The sequence below is a fragment of the Pantoea sp. CFCC18179 genome, from assembly GCF_059412405.1.
The window spans coordinates 288043-314548 of record NZ_JBNBPM010000002.1 but is presented as its reverse complement, the minus strand read 5'-3'; the positions used below and the strand labels follow the sequence as shown (position 1 = coordinate 314548).

The 26506-nt window shown below is 48.9% G+C and carries 27 protein-coding genes; 17 read left to right on the top strand and 10 right to left on the bottom strand.

Annotated features, from left to right (window positions below):
• Positions 1-278: 278 nt before the first annotated feature.
• Complete coding sequence (locus ACPUC7_RS06050; RefSeq protein ID WP_494922148.1) at positions 279-461, bottom strand: con-10 family general stress protein; 183 nt, start codon at positions 459-461, stop codon at positions 279-281.
• A gap of 384 nt (positions 462-845) precedes the next feature.
• Here ACPUC7_RS06050 and ACPUC7_RS06045 point away from each other — a divergent pair, with 384 nt between their 5' ends.
• Positions 846-1046, top strand: coding sequence for a biofilm development regulator YmgB/AriR family protein (locus tag ACPUC7_RS06045; protein WP_494922147.1), 201 nt, complete (start codon positions 846-848; stop codon positions 1044-1046).
• A gap of 198 nt (positions 1047-1244) precedes the next feature.
• Here ACPUC7_RS06045 and ACPUC7_RS06040 read toward each other — a convergent pair whose 3' ends face one another.
• Positions 1245-1574, bottom strand: coding sequence for a hypothetical protein (locus ACPUC7_RS06040; protein WP_494922146.1), 330 nt, complete (start codon positions 1572-1574; stop codon positions 1245-1247).
• Positions 1575-2075: 501 nt separating this feature from the next.
• On the opposite strand from ACPUC7_RS06040, the gene ycgZ reads away from it, so the two are divergent.
• The 3 genes from ycgZ to ACPUC7_RS06025 all read left to right on the top strand — a co-directional run bounded on the left by ycgZ (position 2076) and on the right by ACPUC7_RS06025 (position 2974).
• The gene (gene ycgZ / locus ACPUC7_RS06035) at positions 2076-2330 is read left to right on the top strand and encodes a regulatory protein YcgZ (protein ID WP_494922145.1); all 255 of its coding nucleotides are present in this window, start codon (positions 2076-2078) and stop codon (positions 2328-2330) included.
• Between the two features lie 39 nt (positions 2331-2369).
• Positions 2370-2654: a biofilm development regulator YmgB/AriR family protein gene (locus ACPUC7_RS06030; RefSeq protein ID WP_494922144.1), complete on the top strand. Its 285-nt coding sequence runs from the start codon at positions 2370-2372 to the stop codon at positions 2652-2654.
• A 68-nt stretch (positions 2655-2722) separates the two neighbouring features.
• Entirely contained in the window at positions 2723-2974 is a 252-nt protein-coding gene (locus ACPUC7_RS06025; RefSeq protein ID WP_494922143.1) for a biofilm/acid-resistance regulator YmgB/AriR, read from the top strand.
• Positions 2975-3259: 285 nt separating this feature from the next.
• Here ACPUC7_RS06025 and ACPUC7_RS06020 read toward each other — a convergent pair whose 3' ends face one another.
• The 5 genes from ACPUC7_RS06020 to ACPUC7_RS06000 all read right to left on the bottom strand — a co-directional run bounded on the left by ACPUC7_RS06020 (position 3260) and on the right by ACPUC7_RS06000 (position 9458).
• Positions 3260-3463, bottom strand: a complete 204-nt coding sequence (locus tag ACPUC7_RS06020) for a hypothetical protein (RefSeq protein ID WP_494922142.1) — start codon at positions 3461-3463, stop codon at positions 3260-3262.
• 1212 nt (positions 3464-4675) lie between these two features.
• Positions 4676-6010 carry an MFS transporter gene (locus ACPUC7_RS06015; RefSeq protein ID WP_494922141.1) on the bottom strand — a complete coding sequence of 445 codons (1335 nt, stop codon included), beginning with the start codon at positions 6008-6010 and terminating at the stop codon, positions 4676-4678.
• A gap of 52 nt (positions 6011-6062) precedes the next feature.
• Complete coding sequence (gene denD / locus ACPUC7_RS06010) at positions 6063-7037, bottom strand: D-erythronate dehydrogenase (protein WP_494922140.1); 975 nt, start codon at positions 7035-7037, stop codon at positions 6063-6065.
• Positions 7038-7054: 17 nt separating this feature from the next.
• Positions 7055-7846, bottom strand: a complete 792-nt coding sequence (locus ACPUC7_RS06005; RefSeq protein WP_494922139.1) for a shikimate dehydrogenase family protein — start codon at positions 7844-7846, stop codon at positions 7055-7057.
• Positions 7839-9458 (bottom strand): acyl CoA:acetate/3-ketoacid CoA transferase, encoded by a 1620-nt coding sequence (locus ACPUC7_RS06000; protein ID WP_494922138.1) that lies wholly within the window; start codon positions 9456-9458, stop codon positions 7839-7841. Before ACPUC7_RS06000 ends, ACPUC7_RS06005 begins: the two co-directional genes overlap by 8 nt.
• A 255-nt stretch (positions 9459-9713) precedes the next feature.
• Here ACPUC7_RS06000 and ACPUC7_RS05995 point away from each other — a divergent pair, with 255 nt between their 5' ends.
• From ACPUC7_RS05995 to ACPUC7_RS05980, 4 genes are all read left to right on the top strand, one after another.
• On the top strand, positions 9714-10169 hold the full coding sequence (locus ACPUC7_RS05995) for a MaoC/PaaZ C-terminal domain-containing protein (protein ID WP_494922137.1): 456 nt from the start codon (positions 9714-9716) through the stop codon (positions 10167-10169).
• A 70-nt stretch (positions 10170-10239) separates the two neighbouring features.
• Positions 10240-11331: a LacI family DNA-binding transcriptional regulator gene (locus tag ACPUC7_RS05990; protein WP_494922136.1), complete on the top strand. Its 1092-nt coding sequence runs from the start codon at positions 10240-10242 to the stop codon at positions 11329-11331.
• A gap of 54 nt (positions 11332-11385) precedes the next feature.
• Positions 11386-12315, top strand: a complete 930-nt coding sequence (locus ACPUC7_RS05985; protein ID WP_494922135.1) for a dihydrodipicolinate synthase family protein — start codon at positions 11386-11388, stop codon at positions 12313-12315.
• Positions 12316-12697: 382 nt separating this feature from the next.
• Positions 12698-12862: a hypothetical protein gene (locus ACPUC7_RS05980; protein ID WP_494922134.1), complete on the top strand. Its 165-nt coding sequence runs from the start codon at positions 12698-12700 to the stop codon at positions 12860-12862.
• 242 nt (positions 12863-13104) lie between these two features.
• On the opposite strand, the gene ACPUC7_RS05975 is transcribed toward ACPUC7_RS05980, so the two are convergent.
• The 3 genes from ACPUC7_RS05975 to ACPUC7_RS05965 all read right to left on the bottom strand — a co-directional run bounded on the left by ACPUC7_RS05975 (position 13105) and on the right by ACPUC7_RS05965 (position 18803).
• A complete protein-coding gene (locus ACPUC7_RS05975) occupies positions 13105-14622 on the bottom strand; it encodes a recombinase family protein (protein ID WP_494922133.1) in 1518 nt (505 codons plus the stop codon).
• Positions 14623-14949: 327 nt separating this feature from the next.
• Positions 14950-16692: a UvrD-helicase domain-containing protein gene (locus tag ACPUC7_RS05970; RefSeq protein WP_494922132.1), complete on the bottom strand. Its 1743-nt coding sequence runs from the start codon at positions 16690-16692 to the stop codon at positions 14950-14952.
• Positions 16689-18803 carry an ATP-dependent nuclease gene (locus ACPUC7_RS05965; RefSeq protein ID WP_494922131.1) on the bottom strand — a complete coding sequence of 705 codons (2115 nt, stop codon included), beginning with the start codon at positions 18801-18803 and terminating at the stop codon, positions 16689-16691. Before ACPUC7_RS05965 ends, ACPUC7_RS05970 begins: the two co-directional genes overlap by 4 nt.
• 100 nt (positions 18804-18903) lie before the next feature.
• Here ACPUC7_RS05965 and ACPUC7_RS05960 point away from each other — a divergent pair, with 100 nt between their 5' ends.
• From ACPUC7_RS05960 to ACPUC7_RS05920, 9 genes are read left to right on the top strand one after another with little or no spacing between them, the layout of a single operon-like run.
• Positions 18904-19248: an integrative conjugative element protein, RAQPRD family gene (locus tag ACPUC7_RS05960; protein ID WP_494922130.1), complete on the top strand. Its 345-nt coding sequence runs from the start codon at positions 18904-18906 to the stop codon at positions 19246-19248.
• Complete coding sequence (locus tag ACPUC7_RS05955) at positions 19239-19481, top strand: TIGR03758 family integrating conjugative element protein (protein WP_008107119.1); 243 nt, start codon at positions 19239-19241, stop codon at positions 19479-19481. Before ACPUC7_RS05960 ends, ACPUC7_RS05955 begins: the two co-directional genes overlap by 10 nt.
• A gap of 46 nt (positions 19482-19527) precedes the next feature.
• A complete protein-coding gene (locus ACPUC7_RS05950; protein ID WP_494922129.1) occupies positions 19528-19905 on the top strand; it encodes a TIGR03745 family integrating conjugative element membrane protein in 378 nt (125 codons plus the stop codon).
• 10 nt (positions 19906-19915) lie between these two features.
• Positions 19916-20278: a TIGR03750 family conjugal transfer protein gene (locus ACPUC7_RS05945; RefSeq protein WP_200538992.1), complete on the top strand. Its 363-nt coding sequence runs from the start codon at positions 19916-19918 to the stop codon at positions 20276-20278.
• Positions 20275-20931, top strand: coding sequence for a PFL_4703 family integrating conjugative element protein (locus tag ACPUC7_RS05940; protein WP_494922128.1), 657 nt, complete (start codon positions 20275-20277; stop codon positions 20929-20931). The genes ACPUC7_RS05945 and ACPUC7_RS05940 overlap by 4 nt, the downstream gene beginning before the upstream one ends.
• Positions 20931-21794 (top strand): TIGR03749 family integrating conjugative element protein, encoded by an 864-nt coding sequence (locus ACPUC7_RS05935; protein WP_494922127.1) that lies wholly within the window; start codon positions 20931-20933, stop codon positions 21792-21794. Before ACPUC7_RS05940 ends, ACPUC7_RS05935 begins: the two co-directional genes overlap by 1 nt.
• Positions 21784-23274 (top strand): TIGR03752 family integrating conjugative element protein, encoded by a 1491-nt coding sequence (locus ACPUC7_RS05930; protein ID WP_494922126.1) that lies wholly within the window; start codon positions 21784-21786, stop codon positions 23272-23274. Before ACPUC7_RS05935 ends, ACPUC7_RS05930 begins: the two co-directional genes overlap by 11 nt.
• Positions 23275-23285: 11 nt before the next feature.
• On the top strand, positions 23286-23699 hold the full coding sequence (locus ACPUC7_RS05925) for a TIGR03751 family conjugal transfer lipoprotein (protein ID WP_494922125.1): 414 nt from the start codon (positions 23286-23288) through the stop codon (positions 23697-23699).
• A complete protein-coding gene (locus ACPUC7_RS05920) occupies positions 23699-26503 on the top strand; it encodes a conjugative transfer ATPase (protein ID WP_494922124.1) in 2805 nt (934 codons plus the stop codon). The genes ACPUC7_RS05925 and ACPUC7_RS05920 overlap by 1 nt, the downstream gene beginning before the upstream one ends.
• Positions 26504-26506: the final 3 nt, after the last annotated feature.

The following is a 26506-nucleotide window of genomic DNA, read 5'->3' as shown; positions in this document are numbered from 1 at the left end:
GTACAGTGATTTTGCTTTTGTACAGGTTTTTATTTTTTGCAAAAAGTGCTGCTGGCGCTAATTATCAGCCATGTGTGATTCAGAGATAAATGGGTTATACGTCAGAGGTACATCGTTACGCCTGCACGTCAGTGCTTACTCTGGCCAGTGAAAGATAACCGCAAATCAAACGATGCCGGCAACATCCCGCGTTGAAAATTTACAGTAAACTGGCCGTCATCTGAGAGGTGCAGGCGGCATGCCAGCTTGGGTAACGCCGCCTGATTCAGATGTGAAGTTTACTCCTCCTTGCCAGAACTTCGGCGACTAACCAGCCCTCCCTTTCGGCCCGCCTCAACGGCCCGCTGCCGGTCATTTCTGAAATTACCACCGCTGACTTTCCCGCCCTTCCTGCCCGCTTCGGAAGCCCGGATGGGGTCTGCGGCAAAATTTCCGCTTCCTCCCCGCTTTGATTCAGTCATCCTATTCTCCTTAACGTATGGTCTATGCAGCCGCTGCTGTTCGTGCGTCGAATCACAAGCCTCCTGCAGGATCTGATGCTGCAGGTACTGCGGAGCTAAATGCTCCATGAGAGTATAATCGCGAAAAGGAACAGTTGAATTTATGGTCCGATACGGCAAGCTTTGCTGGCGAGACGGCGTGTAACATTCACCCGCGTGAGTTGTTTCTGCAGGCATGCCGTTTCGCAACGCAGTTCACTCCGGTTTCATCGGGAATTGGTGGCTCAGATGAATCATTGCTGTACTCCCGGATGCACTTGGTTTACTTTGCGCTGGCCCTCACCCTACTTTAATCCCAGGTCTTCAATGCGACAGGACGAAACTCCCCCCAGGCACGACGCCGGGATGAACGGCTATTTCAGCCGCGTAACGCACCCATATCAGATTGAAATGCTGGGCAGGATCACCGTTGAGATATTGCGGCAGGATCGTCGTCTGACGCGCACCTCGGTGTGCCTGAAACTTATAGGTCGTCTGGACGCCACCGATGACGAAGAGGAGGCCGGACATTTGCGGTCCCTGCTCGGGATGCTTTTTGGTCGCTGAATGTCTGCATACCTGCACGGTTCATCAAACGCAGAACGCCAGTTAATCGGCAGGCAGAAGAGACTGATATGTCGCTGCGCTATCGCCCGTTTTTGCAACGGCTACGAATATACCCGCACTGACGGTTAGCCTGGAATCGCTGCAGAACTGCCCGAAACAGCTTGAAGACTGTCTCTGGATTGGTGCTTGCTGTGATCGTTATCCAATACCGGGCCCGGCCGAACTTTTCCGCATTGCCCTGGCAACTTTCGGCGGCATATACGTTCGGATTTTGGCACGCTGACGCGCATGCCTTATCACCTCAATCCACCGGTAGTCGAGCGTGGTAGAGGCGTAGTTATTCAGTGCGTCGAGCAGCGCGGTCCATGCGTTTTTTTTCTGCTGCCAGTCACGTCCAGCAGAGCTTCCGACCTCGTTAACGATAAGGTTCACCTTTCTTTTGACGTCTTTCAGGCAGGCACCTGACTGATGGGCCGCCGCCAGCTTACAGATTTCCCTGACGCTCCGGTTGATGTCAGTTTCATTCATGACGTATTACCCCTGAAATCAAATTAATTTATGGCGTGTTATCGCATTTATTTTGTTGTACGACCCTGAAGCATCTGCTGCAGGTGTCATTCACTGACTGTTGTCTTATTGTGACGAAAAAAATATAGCCAGCGTTATCAGGCTGGTCCAGGAGGGGTAAGAAACCAGCAGCTCCCGACAGCAACGCTGAATTTCAGACATTACGATTAGTTCCCGCATCTGACTCCGCTGCCGGCGGCGTCAGAACTGGTTTCACCATGCTGGAAATAGGGCTGCGTCCTGCATTAAGCTGAGTGGTAAAGAAAATGCCCGTCATCCTGAACTGTACAGATTATTGACTTAAGCTGGGCAGCGACAGAATTATCTTCCAGATAATTTTTGTTTCTTATCATGCGGTTACATTTAACCGTAAACTCATCCTATTCTGAAAGTTAAATAACTGTACAATTTGAGTGAGTTTGTATAACTTTACCTTCTAACAGCCTGATTAAATTATGAACAATGGAGGTATTTGTGCAGCAGAACGTTCCAACGCCTGGGTCGGCGAGCGATATCGCCGCTTATTTTAATCGTGCCACTCAGCCTTCTCAGCAGGAAACCCTCGGCAGTATTGTGGTCGAAATCCTGCGCTCCGGGCGTAACCTTAATCGCAAGGCGATCTGCACTAAGCTGCTTTCACGCCTTGAGCTGGCCTCAACTTCAGAAGAAGAGCACCACTATCATCAGCTGATAGCCCTGCTCTTTGGCCGGGAGTGAACGTCAGCTATGTGAGCCCGTAACCGGGCCGAGAGTTATATGAATAAAATCGATGATGAAAAGCTCTGCGATATTCTCATCGGCGAGGCCGTAATTGAATTGCTGAGCGATAAAGCCAGAATTTCGCGTCGTGCGCTCCTTACGAAACTTCAGGCTATGCTGGAAGGTGAAAAGGATGAATTGCGCAGACGCGCCACAAAGCTCGCTATCAGGGAAGTAAGGTCTGAAATGAATTCAGACGACGCCCTCAGGGGCGGAGACAGGGACAACGTGGTCAGCTTCATGAGAAATGAACGTAGTGATGATGACCAGACAAGACACTGACCCCGGATTACGGACACAGGCTTGCGCGCTCAACAGCAGCACTCCGCAAAGCCTATTAAGGAAACATCATGCAGCAGAACACGAGTGAATCAGATCTACAGTCCTACCTGCAAAGCACTGGCGATTTATACGCGCAGGAGAAGGAAGTCATCGGCATTATCGTTAAAGCGGTACTGGCTGACAGAGGTAAGGTGACGAACAAGGCGATCATTATGTATCTCATTGCCGAGCTGGAATCCACTACGGACGCTGAACAGCTTGACGTGTTACGTAACTGCCTTGAAATTGTCGTAGGCCGCACGCCGGATGACGAAGGCTGATTGACTGCCCCTGCGACGCATCAGTGATGCAGGGGCTAATTCCAGATCCCTGCACTACCCCTTGCTCACCGGCTCTCCGGTCTGCGTGCTGACGTGATGCGCTTGCGCAGCATCTGAATCAAATCCCCCCTGAGCTGCAAACACAGAGCAAATTGCAGCCAGAGCCAGCGTCAACGGCACATAAAATTTCATCGTCGTTTCCTGCATCGTTATTCAGAACATACACTTATCCTGGCACAGACATGCATCTGCGCTTAAGGATGAATCTGAATACGTGAAAATAATCTAGTGCTGCATGCGGATCAACACACTCAACGCCTCACGGCATTTTGCGCGAGTGGATTCGCAGGCGGATTCAAGGCTGAGGGCATGCAGAGCGGCAATAATATCGTGCAGGCTGAAGGGCTCCCCTGCAGGCAGGAGCTGTCTCACGACATGCCCGATCAGGGCATGGATATCTTCGGCTGGGCCGGTTTGATCGTAACTCAATTGCGCTCCGCTTATTGTATATATATACAGTGTAACACCGGAACAATCTAGTTTTAAAGTAATATAGTTACTGATGGGAGCAATCAAAGATAGGTTATTCAAATGGGCTTAGTTCAAGCACGAAATAAATAACATTGTGTGAATTCATTTGAGGGAAATGATATTGCATGGAACGTAGTAGCGATATACCTAAGCCGTTTCAGGTGCCTTTTGATGAAGTTGCCATTTTAGATTGTTCAATCAAAGTTGCATCAACATAACATCCGTTAATCTGTATTCAAGACGTAATTACGCTGAAAAAAGGCGCAGAACCTTTTCAGTGCAAAAAAATGAAGTCGTGCTCTGCAAAAAATATCAACGCTGTCAGTCAGCCACTCATCGCAGTGCCATTAAGGCCGGCAACGCATCATCTGGCATGTACCCTTTCCGCTTTCTGCAATTACCGGAAACCCGGCGTCAGGGGGAACTGACGGTCCGGAACACAACATAGGGTGTCCTATCACCATGAGCACCCCATTATCCAGGCGCAAACGGATCCTCTGAGGATCCGCACTCCCCGTCCCCCGCCTGCTGTTTTGTTCTGCTTTATGGTATATAGCCAGAAGTCGGAAAATCACGCGGGATCCCTCCGCGGATTATTGCGGTGGCCCGCGCCCGTCAGATGGGCGAAAATGGGAAGATTAAGACCTGGCGTCGCTGTGTGAACTCTGAGGAAGTTGCAGGGGTTAATTCCCGCCAGATTTCACGTAGCTTCATCAAAGGAGACAGCGCTTTTATGTCACGACCGTCCTTATACGGCCAGCCCGACCTGCTGCCCTCGCAGCGGGACTACGGCCGCGCGCTTGCGCTGCGGACTATGGCTTCGGCTTACACTGAGCTGCCCCGCTACCTGCTGGCACCGAAGTGTGCGGCCTGCTGTACCACTAAGCGGACGAGGTAACGGTCCGCTATGAGCGATCAGCGGACATTGCAAACAGTAATTTTGTGTGAATTATAGGGAGCAGGTCACATAAGACTATGTCTTACTGATGATGTGCCCGGTTTAAACGTGGTCTATTTCAGGAGGCTATTACACAAGGATGCAGAGTTTTTGATGTGTAGGTGTGCTTTATGTTTTAACTGAAGCATCCTCTTTTAAGTTTAAAGATTTGAGCTGAGATTAGATTATTTTCATATTGAAAGAGCTGGGGAAATCCAGCTCTAAGGTTGTTATTAAAGTGAAATTTTATTGTCTGACAAAGAATTTATCTCAGCCTTTGTATCCCCATCATTTTCATTTAATGGGCCATTGATCGTATGACCTTTAGTCTCTCTAACAAACCAAAGTAAAACAAAAGCCACTATAGCTGCGCCAATTGAAAATGCCGCGATTCCAAGTGCAACGGTGATGTTGATATTGTGAATCGTGCTCAGCACAATAAATGGAGCTATCCCTCCACCTACAACACCCACGTTATAGAGGAATCCAACACCCGTGGCACGCACTTCTGTCGGAAGACTCTCCGTCAGGATGGTTCCCCAGATACCGGATGAACCGACAAGGAAGAAACCAGCAAAGAATGCACAGAACATTGCTAAAGGAATAATGGCCACTACGTTCACCAGGAGCGTAACGAACAGGACGCCGACGCCGATCATCAGTCCAAGGCCTAATCGACGACCAAATCGTTCTGCTATAAATCCGGATGCAAAGAAGCCTATAACCTGTCCCAGCGCAGAAGACATGGTCAGCATAGTCACATGTGCTGGGTCGAAATGCAGCCCTTTCAGGTAAGTAGGAAATAGTCCCTGGAATGGCCATGACCCAAAGCACAGCACCAGCATCAAAATCGCTAGATAACCAACCCGACGAGGATGATCTCTGAATAACTTTATCGCTGGATTATCGCGCAAAGAGGTTTTTGCCTGACCTTGCGCAGCTCGGTTCCGTTTCCATACTTCCGATTCGGGTACACAAAAAATAATGAATGCGCCGAGAACAATCGCCGGGACAAGTCCTACGAAAAACATGCCGCGCCAGCCAAACTCTGGATACACAAAGCTGTAGGCCAGTGCTGCACCGATTGCACCAATTCCCCAGCCGGTGTCCAGGATGCCGATGCCGATTGCGCGGTATTTTTCAGGCCATGATTCAGCGACCATAGTTGCACTCAGAGAGAATCCAGGGGCCATACCAAAGCCAAGCAGCAATCTGAAGACCAGGAGCGACGCAAAACTCCAGGATACGCCAGTCAATACTGCACCGGCTGTGAACCAGGCAAGAGTGATCAGGATAGGGATTTTTCGGCCTACTCGATCGCTCCAGCTCCCAAATGCCAGTCCGCCAATCCAGCGGACGGCGTAGGTTACAAATAACAGTAACGAGCTGGTCTCAAGACTGATATCAAATTCTTTTGCGATGTCGTTCAGAACAAACGTTATGGCCAAAAAGTCGACAGCATCAAAAACCCAAACCCCCCAAGCGGCAATAAGAACTTTCCATTGCGGCCAGGTAATATCACGATACCAGGGCAGGGATGGTTTTGATGAGGTTGCTGATTTTTGCATATAAACCTCTTAATTATAGTAGGACTGCAGGTAAGTATTTATGACTTCTGTTTTACTGTATTTTGGTGTTTTTAATATGTAATGAGATTATTTCCTGAATATTCTTGTCGGCCTTGAAACCCAACAGTAATCCTTTTTCTGTTGTAAAGTTTCCAGGCCATGAATTCACGATTTTTTGGATGTTTTTGTCTGCTTTCAACGTTACTAGCGACGCGGTTTCCTTATTGGACATCGTTTCCAGTGCATCAAGCATTTCAGCAACGGTTACGGTTAATCCAGGCATGTTGATGATTCGATTATTGCCTAGCTCATCACTGTTAAGTGAAAGGCCGTGGATCAGGTTTGCAACGGCTGTTTCAGGCGCCATGATCCACAGTGGAGTATCGGTCTCTACCGGGCAAACTGACTCAATTCCACTCAGTGGTTCGCGGATAATGCCGCTTGCAAAGCTGGAGGCTGCTTTATTTGGTTTACCCGGTCTTACCACAATGGTAGGCATGACGAGACTTCGACCGTTGATGAAGCCTCGGCGGCTATAGTCATTCACCAGCAGGTCAACGATGGATTTCTGCGTACCATACGAGCTTTGTGGACGGTTGATCCACTGGTCTGAGACTGATTCTGGAAGGCTTCCACCAAAAGTTGCGACGGAGCTGGTTGTCAAAAACAGGGGACAGGTACCAAGATGGCGCAGCCTCTCCAGTATATTTAAAGAAGCAAGCAGGTTTGTGCGCAAACCGAGGTCAAAATCTTCTTCAGCCTGGCTTGAAACTACAGCAGCGAGATGGATCACTACGTCGACATTGCTATCCAGTATCGTTTCCAGTGTTGCCGCAGCGGAAATATCACCAGCAACTGGCTTTACGCGGACATCATTAAAATTAGAAGGTTCGATCATATCGAACGCTATGATTTCACTGACCGTTTCTTCTTTCCCGTTCAAAATTAACGGATCATTGTTAGCTAATAACGCTTTAATAAGTTTACTACCAAGGAAGCCCGCAGCTCCTGTTACAACAATTTTCATTTTCCGCTCGCTCTCTTTTAATTAAAGAATTCCATCAAAGCTTTCATCTGACCGCTGTGCATATCCACGCCGTCTACCCATTTACAACCGCACGCTTTGGCGTGTGCGATTAACGCAGTTCCGTGAGCGCGAATGATCACGTCACCAATTAATACATCCGGTGCCAGCATGCCGAGGGTTTCCGGCATCGCGCTGGAGTCATTCATACCTACAGGTGAGGCGTTAATGATCATCTCTGCATCTTGCCAATGGCGCTCATTAGCAATGAAACGAGTATCTGGACAGTGCTGGCCGAGCTGGGACGCTATCTCTTTAGCCTTGTTGTGGTCAGGATCAACAAAGTTGATTTCAATCGCGCCTGCGTCAGCCAGAGAAACAGCTATAGCCATTCCGGCACCACCAGCGCCGTAAATTCTTATCCGTTTGCCAGCTACAGACATGGATTTCTGATGGAGTGCATTCATGAATCCAACACCATCAAACATGTCTGCTGACCAGCTCCCATCAGGCTCACGTCTGAGTGCATTTGTTGCTCCAGTCCGCAAGCTACCAGGCAGCAGGGCATCAGCAAATTCCATCATGCTGATTTTATGAGGGATAGTGACAAAGAACCCGGCAACATTGTCAGCAGCTTTTAAGCTGAAGATGGTCTCCTTCAGATTCTCAGGTTTCACATTGAGCGCAACGACAACGCTATCAATATTCGCTTCTGCCAGCATGTCATTAAAAAATGTCGGAGTTTTCACCTGAGCTACAGGATGTCCGAGCATGAAATACACTCGGGTACGACCAGAGATGACGTTACTCATCGTTTCGCTCCAATTTCTCTACCCAGGCTTGTAAGCGTGGGGAGCGGAAGAGCTGCGGACGACTGTCAATTTCTTCTTTTAGATTCATTCTGGATGGAGAGAAAATGCGAGCATCCATTTGACGAATATTTTTCGCAACAGCCGGGCGGAAATCCATATGTGCGAAGATGTCACGTTCGATGTCTATACCAGGCGCGACCTCAGTCAGCTCCAGTCCACTGTCTGTTAAGCGGAACACTGCGCGTTCTGTGACAAATAAAACGCTCTGCTTTCTCTCGCGCGCCATTTTTGCACTGAAGCAAACCTGTTCTAACTTGTTGACGAATTTCTTGTGCTTACCTTCTTGTCTGATTTCAGTTTTTCCATCTGGCCACTGTACATCCAAGCCCCCGGCGGTAAGTGTGCCGTTGAATACCATGGTTCGGGCGTTCTGGCTGATATTAATGAACCCGCCTACGCCAACAATCACATCACCAAACCGGCTTATATTGACATTGCCTTCTGCATCGACCTCAGCAAACGACAGGAATGCTACGTCTAGTCCACCGCCATCATAAAAATCAAACTGATAAGGTTGATCGATCATGGCCATAACGTTCTGTCCGCCACCCGAATCTCGCCCGGTAATAGGCGCGCCGCCAATCATGCCCTGTTCATTTGTCAGGATGACTGAGTCAAGCAAATCTTCTTCTGCAGCTACAGATGCGAGACCTGTTGATATACCTGCACCAAGGTTGCACACAGCATTAGAATAGAGTTCCATTGCTGCACGACGTACTACAACTTTACGTGGGGTGAATGGGAGAGGAGGGATATGATCGAGTGGAACCCTCAGCTCACCTGAGTAGCATGGGTTGTAAAACGTGGCATAGGTTTGCGGCTGATCGGGAACGACCACGACGAAATCGACAAGGATACCAGGAATTTTGACCTGTTTAGCGGGTAAGGTACCGCGCTTAGCCATGCGTTTAACCTGAACGATGACCGTACCACCTGCACGGCGGGTAGCCTGTGCCATGGCCAGCATCTCGCCAAGCACGGCCTCCTCTTCCATCGTGACATTTCCATCCTCATCAGCTGTCGTGCCGCGAAGAAATGCGACATTTACCGGAAGAGGGCGGAAAAATAACCACTCTTCACCATCAATCTCTTTAAGCTCGACAAATTTTTCTGGCGTAGATGGCGATTGTCTGCCTCCCTGTTGCCGGGGATCGACAAAAGTATTAAGACCGGTTTTAGTCAACAGTCCCGGACGCCCTCCCGCCATATCACGCATCAATTGCGATAACACGCCCTGCGGAAACGTCCACGAATGAATTTTATCTTCAGCGGCCATCTCCATCAGTGATGGTGAATCAATCAGAGCACTGGTAATCGATCGCGCTGTCAACCCTTCTTTGGCCAGATGATCTGCGCCGAGTGAAATACGGTCTCCGACACCGACAATGCTGATTGCCGTGAGATTCTTTGGCTCCTGATGGTCATCGAAATGCTTGCCTAATGCAGAAAGCAAGGCTTCGGGAACGGCATGACCGCCTCCCGATCCGCTTATCAGCACTGCGTCATTATCTTCAATCAGCGTGGCTGCCTGAGCTGCAGTAATCACTTGCATAGACTTTTCTCCTGAACCTGGTGACTAAAAAAATTTCGTTAGAACAGTATTACGCTACAATGTAAGCGCATGTCAAAATGTGATGTGATTATTTTACAAACTGTGATTCAGATCATAAAATTAACGATAATTTAACGAAATTTAATTGTAATCACATGAATAATAACGATTTATAAAAAATGCAGTGTTGGGGGTTGTGAATGAATTGTGTTTGATCCTAAAATGTAAGCGCTTATCATTTATGAGGAAGACGAGATGGGGATCACAGGCGTAGAGGTTGGACAGAGTTATAAGTTTGCTAAAACCGTAGGTGAAGCTGACGTAGTTTTATTTGCCGGACTGACGGGGGACTTCAGCGATACGCACATCAATGAGCAATACATGCAGGAAACCTCCAGCATCGGTACTCGTATTGCCCATGGCGCTCTGATCATTGGTTATATCTCCACCGCATCAACAATCAGCATCGCTCACATTATTCATCGTGACGACATTACCGAATTCCCCGTCACTCTCGGTTACGACGGTATTCGATTCCTGAAGCCAGTGCTGTTAGGGGATACAGTCACAGTTACCTACACCGTTGAAACTATTGATGAAGAAAAACGACGTAGCATCGCTGACGTGAAGGTTATTAACCAACATGGTGAACTGGTAGCGGTGGCCAAGCACATCATGAAGTGGTCAGGCAAACTTTCTAATCGTGCCTAAGCGGATGCTGCTGTCAGCGGTTTAATGTTATGTTTTACACCGGAAAATATCCTGATCAGGAAGTGTATGGATGACAGATAAAACCGGTGTTAAGGCAAGTGCCGATGTAAGAGCCAGCCGCACAGTGGTGCGTTCGGGCACGGTAACTCTTGAAGATGTAGCGCACAAAGCTGGAGTGTCTACAGCAAGCGTATCGAGAATGATGCGTGACCCCGTTTCAGTCTCGCAAAAAATGCGGGACAAAATTGATGCCGCTATCAATGAACTTGGATGGGTTCCTCACGCTGCTGCTCGTGCGCTTGCAACCAACAAAACGCGAACTATAGGCGCCGTTTTTCCGACACTGGATAACGAGCACTTTTCAAAGGCTACGCAGGTAATACAGGAAGAGCTTGAGCTTCTCGATTACACGCTGCTACTGGCATGTTCGCAGTATGACCCGGATCGTGAGCTTCGCCAGACACGGAAGATGCTCGAACGAGGGGTCGATGCCCTCATCCTTGTGGGAGATGAGCACCACCCGGCGTTGTATCCGCTGATCCGTCAGCGGAACATTCCGTTTGTCAGCACATTTACCTGGCGTGAAGGCAGTGAGCCCTACTGCATTGGTTCTGATAACCAACGGGCATTTTATGACGCAACGCGCTACCTGATTAAGTTAGGGCACCGGCGCTTCGGCATGCTGGGACAAACATCAGAGCATAACGACCGAGCCGCCGCTCGCTTGCGTGGAGTGAAATTTGCTCTGGAAGAAGAGGGACTGGCAATTCGTCCCGCCCACTATCTTGAAGGATTCTGGAGCGTAGCGGAAGGACGAAAGCTATTCCGGCAATTGATGGCTGTGGAGCCCAGACCAACAGCGGTTATTTGCGGAAACGGTTCTTTTGCAATGGGTGCATTGCTAGAAGCTTTATCAATGGGCATCCGGGTGCCTGATGAAATCACACTATTTGGTTTTGATGACTTTGAATTAATGAAAGAGCTGCCGGTACCCCTCAGCACTATTCATATTCCAAGTGAAGAAATTGGCCGTAAGGCTACGCAATATCTGATGGCCCAACTAGGGGAGATTCAGCTTGATGTCGACTGGTCTGTGCACTCGCGCTGTGAGGCGGAGTTCATCATCCGGGAGTCGTCAGGCAATCCCCGCGAAGACGTTTAGTCATAGCATCAGGGCATCAGGTTTTCATCTCATTCAGTTAGATAAGGTAAAAACATGAAATTTAATGACGGTGTACTTGTTGCCAACCTGATGCCATTCAACCAGGACTTGTCGATCAACTGGGAAGCTCTGGCCAAACACACAAATAAATTGCAGGCCATTGACGGAATTCGCGGATTTGTAGTCAATGCCTATGCGGGTGAAGGCCCTACACTGACGCTTGAAGAACGTGTGCGGGCAGTGTCCCTTCACCGCGAACTGGCGAGGCCGGACCACGCTATTCTTGCTTGTGTGCTCGATATGTCCACCGAAGGCGCCATTGCGCAGGCAAAAGCCTATAAAAAGGCTGGAGCAGATGCCCTGCTGGTTTGCCCGCCAGTGGTATCTGGCTGGAAGGCCTCAGACAGCCCTCACGTCGCCGTTGAATACCACAAAGCGATTGCCGCTGCCGTGGACTTGCCGATTTTCCTGTTCCAGTTGTCAATCGGGGATTCTGTAGCCTACTCACACGACTTGTTAATGACGCTTGTTAAAGAAGTGAAGAGTATTGTTGGCGTAAAAATGGCGCAGGCAAATGACGCCGTGCGCTACGATATGGATTATCTCGGTTTGCAAAAGATTGGTCGGCCGATCGTGGCGCTGCCTTCGGTTGCCAGCAGCATGTTCCATAATCTGACTACCGGGGGTGAAGGTATTCTAACCGGACTTGCCACCTTCGCACCTCATGAGATGATTGAATTATGGCAGTCGATTAAAACTGGCAATTATGAACGCGCGCGAGAAATTCATCTGCAGTTGGCAGAATTGAACCATCTGATCTACGGTCATCCGTATGTTGATTTACATACGCGCTATAAAGAAGTGGCTTACCAGGCTGGTGTGATCCCAACACCTTATCTCCGTGGACCACAGGTCAGGGTTACTGAAGAAGAACGTGAGCAATTACAGGCAGCCTTGAATAGAGCTAAGATTAAACCACTTTGATAGTAAAACACTTATTTAACCGTTGACATGGTTATGGGACGGAAAAGCCATTCGTCCCTTATTTATTACGAGCTTTATTAAGCGTTATCAGACTCAGTTCTAAAAAGTACCAGACCTCCTACGCGATGGTTGATTCGCTGCAATGCTGACTTCCGCTTTTGGCACAAAGCAGTCGTTCAGATGTAAGGCTTTACGCCAACTAATTAGGCAGATTTAGTTGGCGATGGTCAAGTAATCTGCAAACGGTCGCCAAGTAAAATGCAAATGGGTAGTCAAGTTCGATGCAATTACGCAGTTCAGACTCGATTGAAAAGATGTGTATGTTCACTGAACAATTTATCCATCAAGCCGAAAATATCCCTCTGCAGAGAGGAAAGAACATATGGCATCCGACAATACCAAACGTCAGTTACCCCGCGAGCCTGCGGGCGGCGTAAGCAGTGACGGAAAAAACACGCGTAATGATAAAAGAAATGCCGACTGGAGCGCCGAAATGGAGCGCGAGCTGCAGGAACTCGCGAAAAAATGGCCGGGTTCATGGCAGTAAAAAACCCGCCATCTTTTCTTCGCGGGCAACAAGCTTTTACGTTCAGAGTTAACGAATCTTATGCCAGGACCAGCAGGAACTGGTAAGCCTTCATTCTGGAATGAAACGTACCCGACGCAAGTTTGTAACGCTCCCTTTTAGCATAAAAGCTTTTGGAGATTAGCGATTGTCCGGATGACAATACTCAGTACAAAGTTGACCAATACTAGTCACTCATTATAAATAACTGCTGCATCAGGGAATTACAAAATCACTTCATCCTGTTCCAGAAAGGCCATAGCTTCAATAATGGATGACCAGCCAACTTCACGGGTCAGTGGATAGTTATAAATCTTCATGCCGTTGAGTAGGAAAACGTCACAGGTCTTCGTTCCGGTATCAATGCGGAGCTCTCGTATCAGGCTGCGGGCAACGAGTTGACATGTTTTTCGGTCCTCTATGTCAAGCACGTTCAGCTTACTGGCTACCCGTAAATTCCTTTCTTGCCTCACTTCAGCCATATCCCATTCCAGAGCTCTAATTTCTGCCGAAAGAGCCCGGGCGCGTTCGCTGAGTTCTGCAACATCCGGAGCGCATTCAATTGCCGTGATCACTTTCTGAAGTCTGGCTGAAAGATCAAGATGGCGGGCAGTATTATAACGGTCTGCATCCGCCTGGCTTTGACGCATATCCATACCGGCTGCGCCGTTAACCAGCCCGTTAATCAAACAGCGATCAGTGACGTCTCTTCTTAGAGCAGGATACGCACAGCGCCCCTGACGGCGCATTGAGCCATAGTAGCCATACCCTTTGACGGAAATGCCAGTCAGGATCATTGCATGCCCGCAATGCTTGCAACGCATCAGGCCGCGGAAGATATTAATCAGAAAAGGATTGAAGTTGCTGTCTTTACGGCTTTCCGGCACGTAATACATCAGCTGTGCACGTTCGAATTCTTCCGCGCTGATAATTGGAGGATAGTAGCCGGAAACCTCATCCACTCCGGAAACCGTTATCCTGTGAGAGGGCACCAGATAACCAATAACCGCTTTTTTCCGTATCAGCCGTTCTATTGAGGAAGAGTTCCAACCGGAAACCTTTCCTTTTAGATTTCTGACTCCCTTCTCATTGAGTGCCCGACTAATTCTTACAAAAGACATTCCCTCAAGTCGCATGCGAAAAATGGAGCGTATAACATCCGCTCTTTCCTCCAGAACATCGAAACCATTGCGAGCTGCATTCACCTTAAGCCAGTATGGACATTTCGCCGTCATAATCTTTCCGGTTTCAGCTGCATCCCTTCGCTTATCAGCCCAGACCGCGCAAAGGCGCCTGGACTTAATCTCACTTTCTTCATTTGCTCGCTGCGCAATCAGGACGGCTTTAATTATGGCATAGGGATCGTCAAGCGATTCCCGTGTGTAATGTGTCCCGTCACTCAGTGTAACGACTTCCACTCCTGCTTTCAGTATCGTGCGCAGGCGCTCGTTTGCATCGCCAATTTTTTCTCGTGAAAGTCTGTCAAGGCTTTCAATCAGAAGCACACTTCCGCTGCTAATCAGGCCTTTCTCAACAGCATCCATGAACACTGAAAAAGCACCCCTGAGTACATTCTGACCCCGCCAGGCGCTAAGGCCCATGTCTTCATAGGTGACGGGGTCGAGAAAGTAGTCGGGGTGCTGAAACATCCACTCATCGATTAACTTTTTCTGGCGACGGAGTGAATCTCCCTGAACCTGCTGAAGCGAAGAAAACCTGAGATAGGCGATTGCTCTGTTCATTTTGCTTTCCGCATGTAGCGACCTGTAAATTATAGGTGGGTTAAGCAAACAGAGTTCTTAATCGTGACGGGGCGAAAAACACTCAATATAATCATTAAGTTATTGATTAGGATGAGTGTCCCGCTTCCAATGGGCAGGTATATCATGATGTCTGCCATGCCTACTTTTGTTACTGGTGGGACTGGCACCTAGGGTAAAGGTTTCGCTGCTTCTGGTGGTGGGAGGTGCTCATACTATTATCTCTAAGCTGGACGACAGCGTGCAAAGCTCGACTTTGTGCGCTGTCGTCAGCAGGCAAGCCGCAGGTGCGGCGCGGCAGAAGACATATCAAATTTGCTCTGTGGGTACATAATTACTACCTTTCTGTGTTTTATGTCCTTTCTCAGAGATAAAATACAGATGCTTTCTAGCCCTAGAAGCGATTACATATAGCAATCTTCTGGCAATGTAATTTTGATGATCATCGCTACAGCCGATTATATCTCCCCAATGAGGTACTTTGCCCTTCAATAAACCAGTGCAAATAACAACATCATACTCATCCCCTTTTGTTGAATGATTTGTAGTTATCTTCACTCCCGCAGGGCTTGAAAAGAACCTTGGTAAATCAGACGATGTATAAGTGAATGAATACTTTTTAATCCGCTCTTCGGTTGAGGTAATTAGACTATTTTTATTATTTTCCCCTAATGAATTTAACAATTCAATACTGCTTTGCCTACAAAAAGAATCGATTAAACTTTCAATCCAATCACATATACTATCTTCTTGAATTGAGATTGAGTTAATGTTTTTCAGTATTTTATTAGGAAGGAGAGTGGGTGTTACTCCATAAATCTCCTGAAGATTTTCAGATAGCCTTAAAGAAATATGCCCTCTGAAAGAGTATGATTCTGGGCTTGGAGGCGTCAGATATAACTTAATCAAGTCCAACCAAATGTTGTCCTGATTTTTAGGTATGGGAGATATCAAAAAACCATTAATTTTGAACTTTGTATCTAATATGTCTATTTCTTTTGATAAGCTATGAACGTCGTACCAACTTGAGCATAGTATAACTATTTCTCTTTCACTTATTCCTTGCTGCATATGGATATGAACAATATCGGAAACATACCTTGCCAATTGATTTAACTCTATATTTTTTTCAAGGTGAATAACTGAAGGGAAGTTTGCCAATTTTGATAGAGAATTTATCTTGTAACCAGAGTCTTGGTACTTGGAGTAAAAATCTACGATTCTTTGACTGCTTCGGAAACAGCCGGTGAGTTTCAACTCAGTAAGCGTTGGAAATCCGAAAAATGATTGTAGTTCTTTTTTGTTTTTAACCTCAGCACCAAGACCAGTATAGATGGCTTGCTCAATATCACCGATAAATGTGAATGTCGTTTTTTTTGAAGAGCTTATCATCCTAACTATTTCATATTGTATGCTATTAGTATCCTGATATTCATCAATTAGCATGTGATAAATTAAACCACCTAAGCGAATCGCTATTTCTTTATTCTCCATTAAGAGTTTATTACTAATATTTAAAATCAAATCAAAATCTATTGATTTGATCTCCCTCAAATAGGAGTGATACGCCATGACAATTTTATATTCAATGGTTCCTAATTCATAAATCGGTTGATAGTTAGCATTAAGACCAGTTACTACTGGGTTTTTCTCCTTGTAGTTAAATTTCTTTTTAATCTCATCTACAATTAACTCCCTCTCGTACTCGTCAACTATAACAAATCCCTTGCAAAGCCTTTTTATTTTATTCTGGTTAGGTTTAATGATCCATTTCAAACAAAATGAGTGTATTGTTCCTACCCATAGTGAATTACTGGAAATGCCAAACTCACCCAATCTCTGTATGATTGTATCTGCTGCAATATTTGTATAGGTTATAGCCACGACAAGTCTTTTTCCAAAACCCAAATGTATCTTGTTATCAATAAGATAAAATAGTTTTGAAACTAAAGCCTTGGTTTTACCAGAGCCTGGGCATGCTGTTAGCAGCAAATTATCAGTAAACTCGACTGCCTTGATTTGTTCTTTTGTTAGATTCTTGTATGGCATCATGCCTCCCAAAATTTAATGAATGAGTCATGATACCATTCTTTATATGCCTGGACTTTTTCTGCAAAATCTTCCCTTGAGTTAACATCGTTTCTGTATTCTTCAGGGAAAGATTCAAGATTAAACTCCATCATTTTCTTATATATTTCATCTAGGTTTCTTTCCGATAAAGAGAACTTTATGGCTTTGATAATATAATCCGGGATCATATTACTACAGTCAATGTAACTTAGCATTTTTGTAGCGCACCAACCCTTCCCAATTTTATTTGCAAGACTTAGAACTCTTTTATATCTGATAGCATGATTGGCATCTTTAATTTCTGCAATAGCTTTTTCAATTGTTGCCCCTTGCACATACTCTTTATTTATCACGCCTTCAAATATATCAAAGTTGTCATCATATGAAACCAGTTCAGTTTCAAAAGTATTTTGAGAATAAAAAACGCTTACGTACTCGTTATCCTCTATATAACTATCTAATGCTTTTTTCCTAGCCGCACCACTTTCCTCAGCATTGATTAGATCTTTTATATAGCTAGCAGAAAAATTAACATCTACATTTTTAACAAAAGCTGCATCAAGATCTGTTAAAATTGCGCAATATCTCCTGATTCTGTTATTGTGAAATAAATCAGCTATATGTGTAAAGACAGTGCCATCCATCTTTATTAATGTGATTCCCATTTCATCCAGACTCAAACCAAGTATTTTTTTTACCATACCTGGAATTAGTATCAATTCTGCATCCCCTTCAACAAGTATCACACTCTTTGCAAAGAGTATGTCACTTCTTATAGCATCGAGATAACGCTCAATTGAAATTCTCTTTTCTTCTGGTATTCCGTTGGTGGGATGAAAGACATCTGTTTTACCTTCATGTCTGGAAAGTATGTTCATTGACGAAATCTTCGATACTGAACTTATTTGTGTCGAATGGGTTGTAATGAAGACTTGAGTGTTTTTAAAGTTAAAGTTATTGAATAGTGTTTTTTGAATATGGTTATGGATATGTGCTTCTGGTTCCTCTATAAGTAAAAAGTGAGTTATATGCTCCTCGCTATCGCGTGTTAGCTCATATTCATATAGCTTTAAAGCCAAGTATATTAAATTCGCGCCACCTAAGCTAAGATCTTCAATCCTACCTGTACCATTATAATTATGCGAATCTTCAACAATTAAACCTAATGATTGAACAAGCTCTGTAAAATCTTCAGGGAGTTGAGATGATATTTTTATTTTAGGAGAATATGTTGAGCCCACCGTGTTCAATAATGAACTTGATATTTTTTCGCTGAGCGTCTGAATTTGCGGTATGTTCGTTATTTTTTCATTAATTTTAACCACATCTTCTACTACTTTTTTTTCATCGTCGATTTCTTTACTTTTTAGTGTTAGTAATCGATATAAGGGGTTTGTCTTATAATACTTTAGATCAGCCACAACATTTCTTAGGGCTTTGACGTATGTGCACGCAATTTCATTGGTGATTGAGAATAAATTGGGTTTTTTATTTCCTAAAATCTCACTATCTTCTTCATTAGGATCGGGAAACTTATAATCAGAAAAATCGCCTGCTAATGAGTCATAAACTTTCTTATCGGTAAAGTCCGCCTTGGTTCGAACAAATGATATAGCCTCATACGTTTCCCTAGATATTTCATTTGATTTTTGGTAACTAATGACGTCAATTTCCCGCTGAAATAAATTGTCCGACTTACAGGTTAATGAGTAAAGTTCTTGTCTATATTTATGCTTTGGTCTGTATATGAAAGTATAAAACCCATCTGAAGCAAGTTTTCTTTTGCCCTCATTGTTGATAATGTAATTGGCTAAAACTTGAGAGTCTTCGCTTTTGCTAAGACCATCAAAATGAATTGTAATGATGATCCAGTGACCAAAAGGTTCACCTATACCTCTGTAAAAGTCATCCTTATCAAGAAATTTCGAATTAGATGGCAGGGAATCGTCTAATAATAACCTCATGGCCTGAAAAACATTTGTTTTACCAGAGGCGTTCTCACCGATGATTGAATTAACCTCATCCTTTATAAAATTGAACTTTGCTCTTTCGAAGTTTTTATAATTTACAAGAGATAAGCTTTTTATATACATAGGTAAATCCTTTTGATTAATTCATTGGATGGTTATTTATTTAATATTTGTTACTTATGCCGAACTCTGTTTTTTTAGAAAAAACGGAAGAGGTGAACATATGAATATCAGAACCACTCCTAAGTATCAACGAGTTATGTTTGTTGTTTCTGTACTGGTAATGTTTCAGCCATACAATGCTAATGCTTCAGAGTTTGACGAGCTCGCCACAACCCAGCGCCTGCTCGATCAAGTCCAGCTCTCCCTCGACCGCGCCCGAACCGTCGCCGCGCAGTCTGACCCCAATAACCGCCGCCGTTACCTGTTCGATTATAAAAAAGCCAATGAAGACCTCAACACCATGCGTGCTGGCATCGACCGCTACACGCAACCTTCGCGTGCGCAGCCAATTGATTACGGCAAGGTCAGCGGCGATTACACGCGAGGCCGTCCGCTATGGCGATGACTGCCGCGCAGATCAACGCGTTTAAAACGGCATCCGGCAACATTGATATTAGCGTTCTGTATCTGGTGTCCGTTGGGCTACTACTGTGCGTGCTGTTTCTCTGGGCAGCTTGGGCGGCGGTAGATGTCTGGCATGGCTGGGCAAACACCAAAGTCAGGGATGCCGCGCTTGCCCGATTTGTTATCCGTTCTGTGGCTTTACTGATCGTCTGCATCTGGATGTTCGCCAGTTAACGCAGACATTTTCGAAGTGCTTTTACCCGTCGAAGAGGAATGTTCCATGAAATCAAAGTTAGTTCACTTGTCTCGCTTCAAAGACCGTCAGGCCATGCGTCTGGGTTCCGGGTTGATTCTGGCCTGGTTGTCCTGCAAACCGGCACTGGCCGATCTGCCATCCGTTGAAGCACCGGAATCCAGCGGTGGCACCGGCCTGATGGGCCAGATCAAAGGTTATGCGCAGGACTTCATTGTGTTTGCGGGTTTGCTGGTCTGCGCCGTGGCATTTATCAACGTCGCAACCAGCGCGGTGCATACGTTCGTTGAAGTGCGTAACGAGCGCGCTACCTGGACCAAGTTTGGCTCCATCGTCGCAACCGGCGTCGTGCTGCTGGTCGCGACTATCTGGCTGCTCGGTCAGTCTGCCGAAATCATTCTGTAAGGGGATAAGCGTGCAGACCATCCGTTTCCTGCCCGATCGACTGAATGCCGAACCTGTCGTGTTTCGCGGTTTCACCACGCCGGAATTGGGGCTGGCGGCATTAATTGGATTAGCGGTTGGCGGCGTGGTGTGTCTGCCGTTTTTTCCACTGGTTGGCTGGGTCATCATCCCGACCGGGATGCTGCTCATGCCGCTGCTACTCATAGCGTTTGGCGGGCGCTGGATGGCCCGCCTTAAACGCGGCAAGCCAGAAAACTACATCTGGCAGCGGCTGGAGGAGAAAAAACGCCGGATGGGCTATGGCGATCGTTCTCTCATCATCAGCTCACACAGCTGGACTCTGCGCCGTACACCGAAGGGAGCCGGAAAATGAGCCAGTTCCGCAATGCTATTCAACGCAGCGATCAGCACATCAAATCGCTGCGCATCGCCTGCGCTTTCCTCATTCTATTGGTGCTGATCACGTCATCTGGCTGGATGCTCGCGCCACGCAGCATGACCATTCATAACCCGCCAGACTTGCGCACCGGCAGCACACGTCCCTGGTGGGAAGTGCCGCCGTCATCGGTTTACGCCTTTGCTTTCTATATCTTCCAGCAGCTCAACGCTTGGCCGAAAAACGGTGAGATCGACTATCCCGCCAAGATTCGGGCGCTGTCGCCTTACCTGACGCCGGGCTGCAAAGACTTTCTGGAACGAGATGCCACCGAGCGCACCAACCGCAATGAGCTTATTGACCGTGTACGCGTGGTGTATGAAATCCCCGAGCGCGGCTACAGCACCAAAAGCGTCACAGTGCGCGACCGTGACAACTGGGTTGCGCAGCTGGATTTGGTGGCTGACGAGTATTTCCACACCGAGCCGGTGAAGCGCGCGATGGTGCGTTATCCGATGAAAGTTACCCGTTGGAATGGCGATCCCGAAACCAATCAGTTTGGCCTGGCGCTGGATTGCTACGACAGCGTTCCGCAACGACTCGGAGCCGCACCACCAGAACCTAAGCCTGAGCATAAGGGGATGTTTTGATGAATACGCTCACCAGATTGCATGTTGCCTGCAGGCTGATGTTCGCGGTGTTGCCAGTGGCAACACTTACGCCGAATCCGGTTCAGGCAGTTGAATTGATGAAATGGGAGCGTATCCCGTTGCAGGTCACGCTCAAGGTTGGCCAGGAGCGCGTGGTATTCGTCGATAAAAATGTGCGCGTCGGTATCGCGCCAGCGCTGAAGGGCAAGCTGCGCGTGCAAAGCACTGGCGGCGCGGTGTACCTGAAAGCGAACGAAGCATTTTCCCAGACACGCGTTCAACTGCAGGATGTGGAGAACGGCGAGATCATCATGCTCGATGTCACAGCTGGCGCGAAAGGTTCAGCCGAGCCGGTAAAGCTGGTTTATGAAGGTAGTGATAGCGAAGCCTCTGTTAATCCAGAGCAAGCCAACACAGCCAAAGAAGAGAAGAAAGTCAGCTACTCCGCGCCGCTGCCAGTGCTGCTCACGCGTTACGCATCGCAGCGATTGTATGCCCCGCTGCGCACGGTTGAGCCGGTTCCCGGCGTGCGTTCGCTGCCGCTGCAATTACCCAGCCGCATTACCACGCTCTATCCCGCTGAACCTTTAGATATCCAGCCCATCGCCGCTTGGGCGGTGCAAAGTCAGAACGTAGTAGCGTTTCATGTGCGTAACATGACCAGCCGCAGAATCATTCTCGATCCTCGCTCTCTACAGGGCAAGTTTGTCTCCGCCACTTTCCAGCATCGTTTTCTTGGCTTAGTCGGCACGCCTGAAGACACCACCATGCTTTACCTGGTAATGGATTTGCGCCCCGAAAACGCATTGATTCCTGAGGCGAAGGTGAGCCGCAAAGCGCGAGGTAAACAGCATGCAGATTAAATCTAACACGCTGGTCAAAGTGCTGGTGCCAGTTTTCCTGCTCGCGGGCGTCGCGGTGGGCATGAAAAGCTGCAGCATCAAAAACGAGACCGAGAAAACCAGCGCCACGCCAGAAAAGCCCAAAGCGCTGGCCGATCTGACGCCTGCCGAACTTAAGGCGCTGGGCGTCGAAGGTGATACGCCAGAAGATACGCTGCGTACGCTGGTTGGCACGCTCAAAACCATTCGCGGCAAGCAGGAAACACTCGACCGCCAGAATCTCGACCTGGTGAAAGAAAATGAGCGTTTGCGTACACGTAACCAGAACGTTGCCGGTCAGGTTAACGAAGCGGTTTCGAACTATCAGAAAATTGCCGAAGACCGTCGCCAGCAGTTGCAGCAGGAACAGCAATCCCTGACCAGTAAAGTGCAGGAACTGAGCAACCAGCTGGCCAAACGCATGGCATCTGATAAGCAGGATCAGAACAACAGCGATATTCCCCTAGGGCTCGGACTGGAAGATGTTGCCAGTGGCAACACTAATGATGGCGTGATGTGGGTTTCACCCAGCGACCAGCGCAGCAGCGGCGCTGATGCTGGTACGACTAACGGTGACAGCAAATCAGTCATGGGTGCTTTTCCAACATCGTTCCTCGACGATAACGCGCTCAGTAAGAGCAAAAGCAACTACGAGCAAAAGGTAAAAGGCTACTCCAACAGCCAGAAAGAGGAGGAAAGCACCGAGCCGGTTTACACTCTGCCGGAAAACTCCACGCTGATTGGCAGCAAAGGCATGACCGCGCTGTTGGGCCGTGTGCCGATTAATGGCACCGTTACCGATCCTTACCCATTCAAAGTGCTGATTGGCCGCGACAATCTGACGGCCAACGGCATCGATTTACCCGATGTTGAAGGCGCGATTGTTTCCGGCACAGCATCTGGCGACTGGACGCTCTCCTGCGTGCGCGGCCAGGTGAACTCTATCACCTTCGTCTTCAGTGATGGCCGGGTGCGCACGCTGCCGCGCCCGGATAACAACGGCAAGAGCAACGGCCAGGATGGTGGCAAAAAGCAGGATGGCGGAATTGGCTGGATTTCGGATGAAGCCGGAATTCCCTGCATCAGCGGCACACGTAAATCCAACGCATCAACTTATCTGCCAACGCTCTTCACGCTTTCCGGCGCAGCCGCTGCCGGTGAAGCGCTAAACGAAAATCAGCGTACCGGGCAAACCAACGCTTACGGCGGTGTGACTTCGACGCTAACCGGCGATGCCGGACAGGCGGCGATGGGCAAAGCGATTGCCGGTGGCGTCGGCGATGTTTCCGAATGGGTGAAACAGCGCTATGGCCAGACGTTCGACGCAGTGTATGTGCCGCCCGGAGCGAATCTCGCCGTTCACATCACGCAGCAGCTGGCGATCGATTACGAAGATAAAGGCCGCAAGGTGCGTTACGACTTCAGTGTGCCGGGTAATGCCGCGCGTATTGGACTGGATTAAGGGGATTGCGCATGTACAGAGCATTAATGCCGGTCGCGTTCGCCGCGCTGGTTTCGGTTATTTCAGGCTGCAGTACGTCAAAAGATGAAATGCTGCCAGCGGGCGACAGCAACATGCTGGAGCTGTGGCAAGGCAAAGGTGCGAGCGGTTCGGCTCAGCGCGGTGCGCAGGGGCGTGAAGCGCTGCGCCGACCGCTGAGTGAAACGGAAGATCAGCGTGCTGACAAACTCGACCATTCATACAGCCGCACGCAGGAAAGCGAGATCACGCAGCAGTTCCCGCGCCTGCCAAATCCCGACATGGTGATGTACGTGTTTCCGCATCTTGCCGGTGGCAACTCGCCGGTTCCCGGCTACAGCACGGTGTTTCCGTTTTACAGTCAGGTGCAGTACGCCTTGCCGGGTGAGCGCACGGAGGATCTGTAATGATGTTTTCCCTGTTTAAAAAGCCCACCCCGGAAGACAGCAGCATCCCCGAAAGCAGCCAGCCGCAACCACTGCCGCGCCCTGGCAAAATGACGGTGCAGGATGAAGCGGCGCTGTATCACGCTAAACCTTCCATCATTGATTACCTGCCGTGGGCCGAATATTTGCCGGAAGATAAATGTCTGTTGCTCGATGATGGCGTTTCGGTTGGCGCGGTTTATACCATCACGCCGATTTCGTCCGAGGGACGCACCGCCGCGCGCCTGGAGGAGATCCGCGATCAGGTGGAAGATGCGCTGCAGGACAGCCTGGAAGAAGACGATATATCCCCTTGGGTGGTGCAGTTCTTTTGCCAGGATGAAGACGATCCATCGCCCTATCTGAACACGGTCAAAGAGTACGTAAAACCCTGGGCGCGCGGCACGGAATTTACCAACGCCTGGCTGGGTGAAACCGAACGCCATTTGCGGGACATCGCCATTCCAACAGGTTTGTTCCGCGACACGCTGGTCACTGGCCAGCCATGGCGCGGGCAGCAGCGCCGCACGCGCATGGTGATTTATCGCTGGGTGCCGGGTGCCAGCAAAGGTGTGAAAGATGTTCACGCGCTGCCGCCCGTCACCATGCTGAATCAGGTTTGCGACCGGCTGGCGGCATCGCTTGGAGCGTCTGGCGTTGCCTGCAAGCGTCAGACCGGCGCACAAATTCATGAATGGCTGCTGCGTCTGTTCAATCCCGATCCGCAGCACGGCCTGAGCAAAGAAGCGTTTTACGCCGCCGCGAAACATCATGATGCCGAAGCGGGCGAGCTGCCGATGACCAACGATTTTGCCGAAACGCTGTGGTACACGCCGCCGCGTTCCGACAACGAAAACGGCGTGTGGTGGTTCGATGACAAACCGCATCGCGCGATCGCCATTGAGCGTCTGCGCCGCCCGCCTGAACCTGGCATGCTGACAGGTGAAATGGCGCGCGGTGAGCATATTAATGCGCTGATGGATTTGCTGCCCGAGGGCACGGTGGTTTCATTGACCATCGTTTCCCAGCCGCAGGACGTGCTGGAAAACGACTTCATTAAGCTGGCCAAAAACGCCGTAGGTGAAAACACCGAATCCGGGCGCGTGCGTGAGGATGTGCGCGAAGTGAAAGAGTATCTAGGCCGTCGCCACAAGCTGTATCGCGGCGCGCTGACATTCATGCTGCGCGGCAACGATCTGGCCGATCTCAACCGACGCCAGCAAAATATGTCGGCGGTGCTGCTGACATCTGGCCTGCAGCCGGTGCGACCTGAATACAACGTTTCGCCGCTGAATACCTGGCTGCGCGCGCTGCCGATGTGCTTCAACCCGCAGAAAGATCGCCGCCACTGGTATACGCGCCTGACGTGGGTGCAGCACTTGGCCGGTTTGCTGCCGGTGACTGGCCGCGCCACCGGCAGCGGTCATCCCGGCTTCAGCTTCTTCAATCGCGGCGGTGAACCGCTGACATTCGACCCGATGAATAAGCAGGACCGCACGCAGAACGCCCATATGCTGCTGTTCGGACCAACCGGCGCGGGCAAGTCGGCCACGCTGTGCGCGACGCTTTCCCAGCTAATGGCCATTCACCGCCCGCGTCTGTTTATTGCCGAAGCCGGTAACTCGTTTGGTCTGTATGCCGACTATTGCGAAAGCCTTGGCCTGACGGTGAATAAAATAGGCATCCGTCCCGGCTGCGGCGTCAGCCTGGCGCTGTTTGCCGACGCGCATCAGTTGCTAGACCTCAAACCGGAGCAGTTGCAGCTTAACGAAGCCGACATCCCGGACGCCGATGAAGATGATGGCGATGAACAGCGCGACATCCTCGGCGAGATGGAAATCGCCGCGCGCATGATGATTACCGGTGGCGAAAAGCGCGAAGAGGAACGTTTAACGCGCTCTGACCGTGGCCTGATCCGTGAGGCCATTATGATGGCGGCACAGACCAGCTACGACGAATCGCGCCAGATGATTGCTGAAGATCTGCAGGCTGCACTGTTTGCCATCGCACGCGATAACAGCGTGGACAGCAGCGGCCAGCCATTGTTGACCGAGCGCCGTCGCGCACGCGCTGATGAAATGGCTGGAGCTATGTCGATGTTTACCAGCGGCTTCGAAGGCGAGCTGTTCAACCGCCCCGGTACGCCGTGGCCAGAAGCCGATGTCACGCTTATCGACTTGGGTACGCTGGCGCGCGAAAACTACGGTGCACAAATGGCGCTGGCGATGGTTTCCCTGGTGAACACCATCAACAACATCGCCGAGCGCGACCAGTATCTCGACCGCGAAATCGTCTTCGCCATTGATGAAGCGCACATTACTACTACCAATCCGCTGCTGTCGCCATACATGACCAAAGTGGTCAAGATGTGGCGTAAGCTCGGTGCCTGGCTGTGGATGGCGACGCAAAACCTGGCGGATTACCCGGACATCGCCGAGAAGATGCTGAACATGGCCGAATGGTGGCTGTGCCTAACAATGCCGCCTGATGAAGTGGAGCAAATCGCACGCTTTAAGAAGCTGAGCGATGAGCAAAAATCGGTACTGCTTTCTGCGAGTAAGCTGCCGCGCTGCTATACCGAAGGCGTGGTGCTTTCGAAGAAAACCGAAGCACTGTTCCGCGCTGTGCCGCCCAGCCTCTACCTTGCTCTTGGCATGACCGAGAAAGAAGAAAAAGCCGAACGCCGCAAGTTGATGAAAGAGCACAACTGTAGCGAGCTTGAAGCTGCAGTGATCGTTGCTCGCCAGCTTGATGCAGCGCGTGGCCTCAAGTCTGCCGCCGTTTAATCA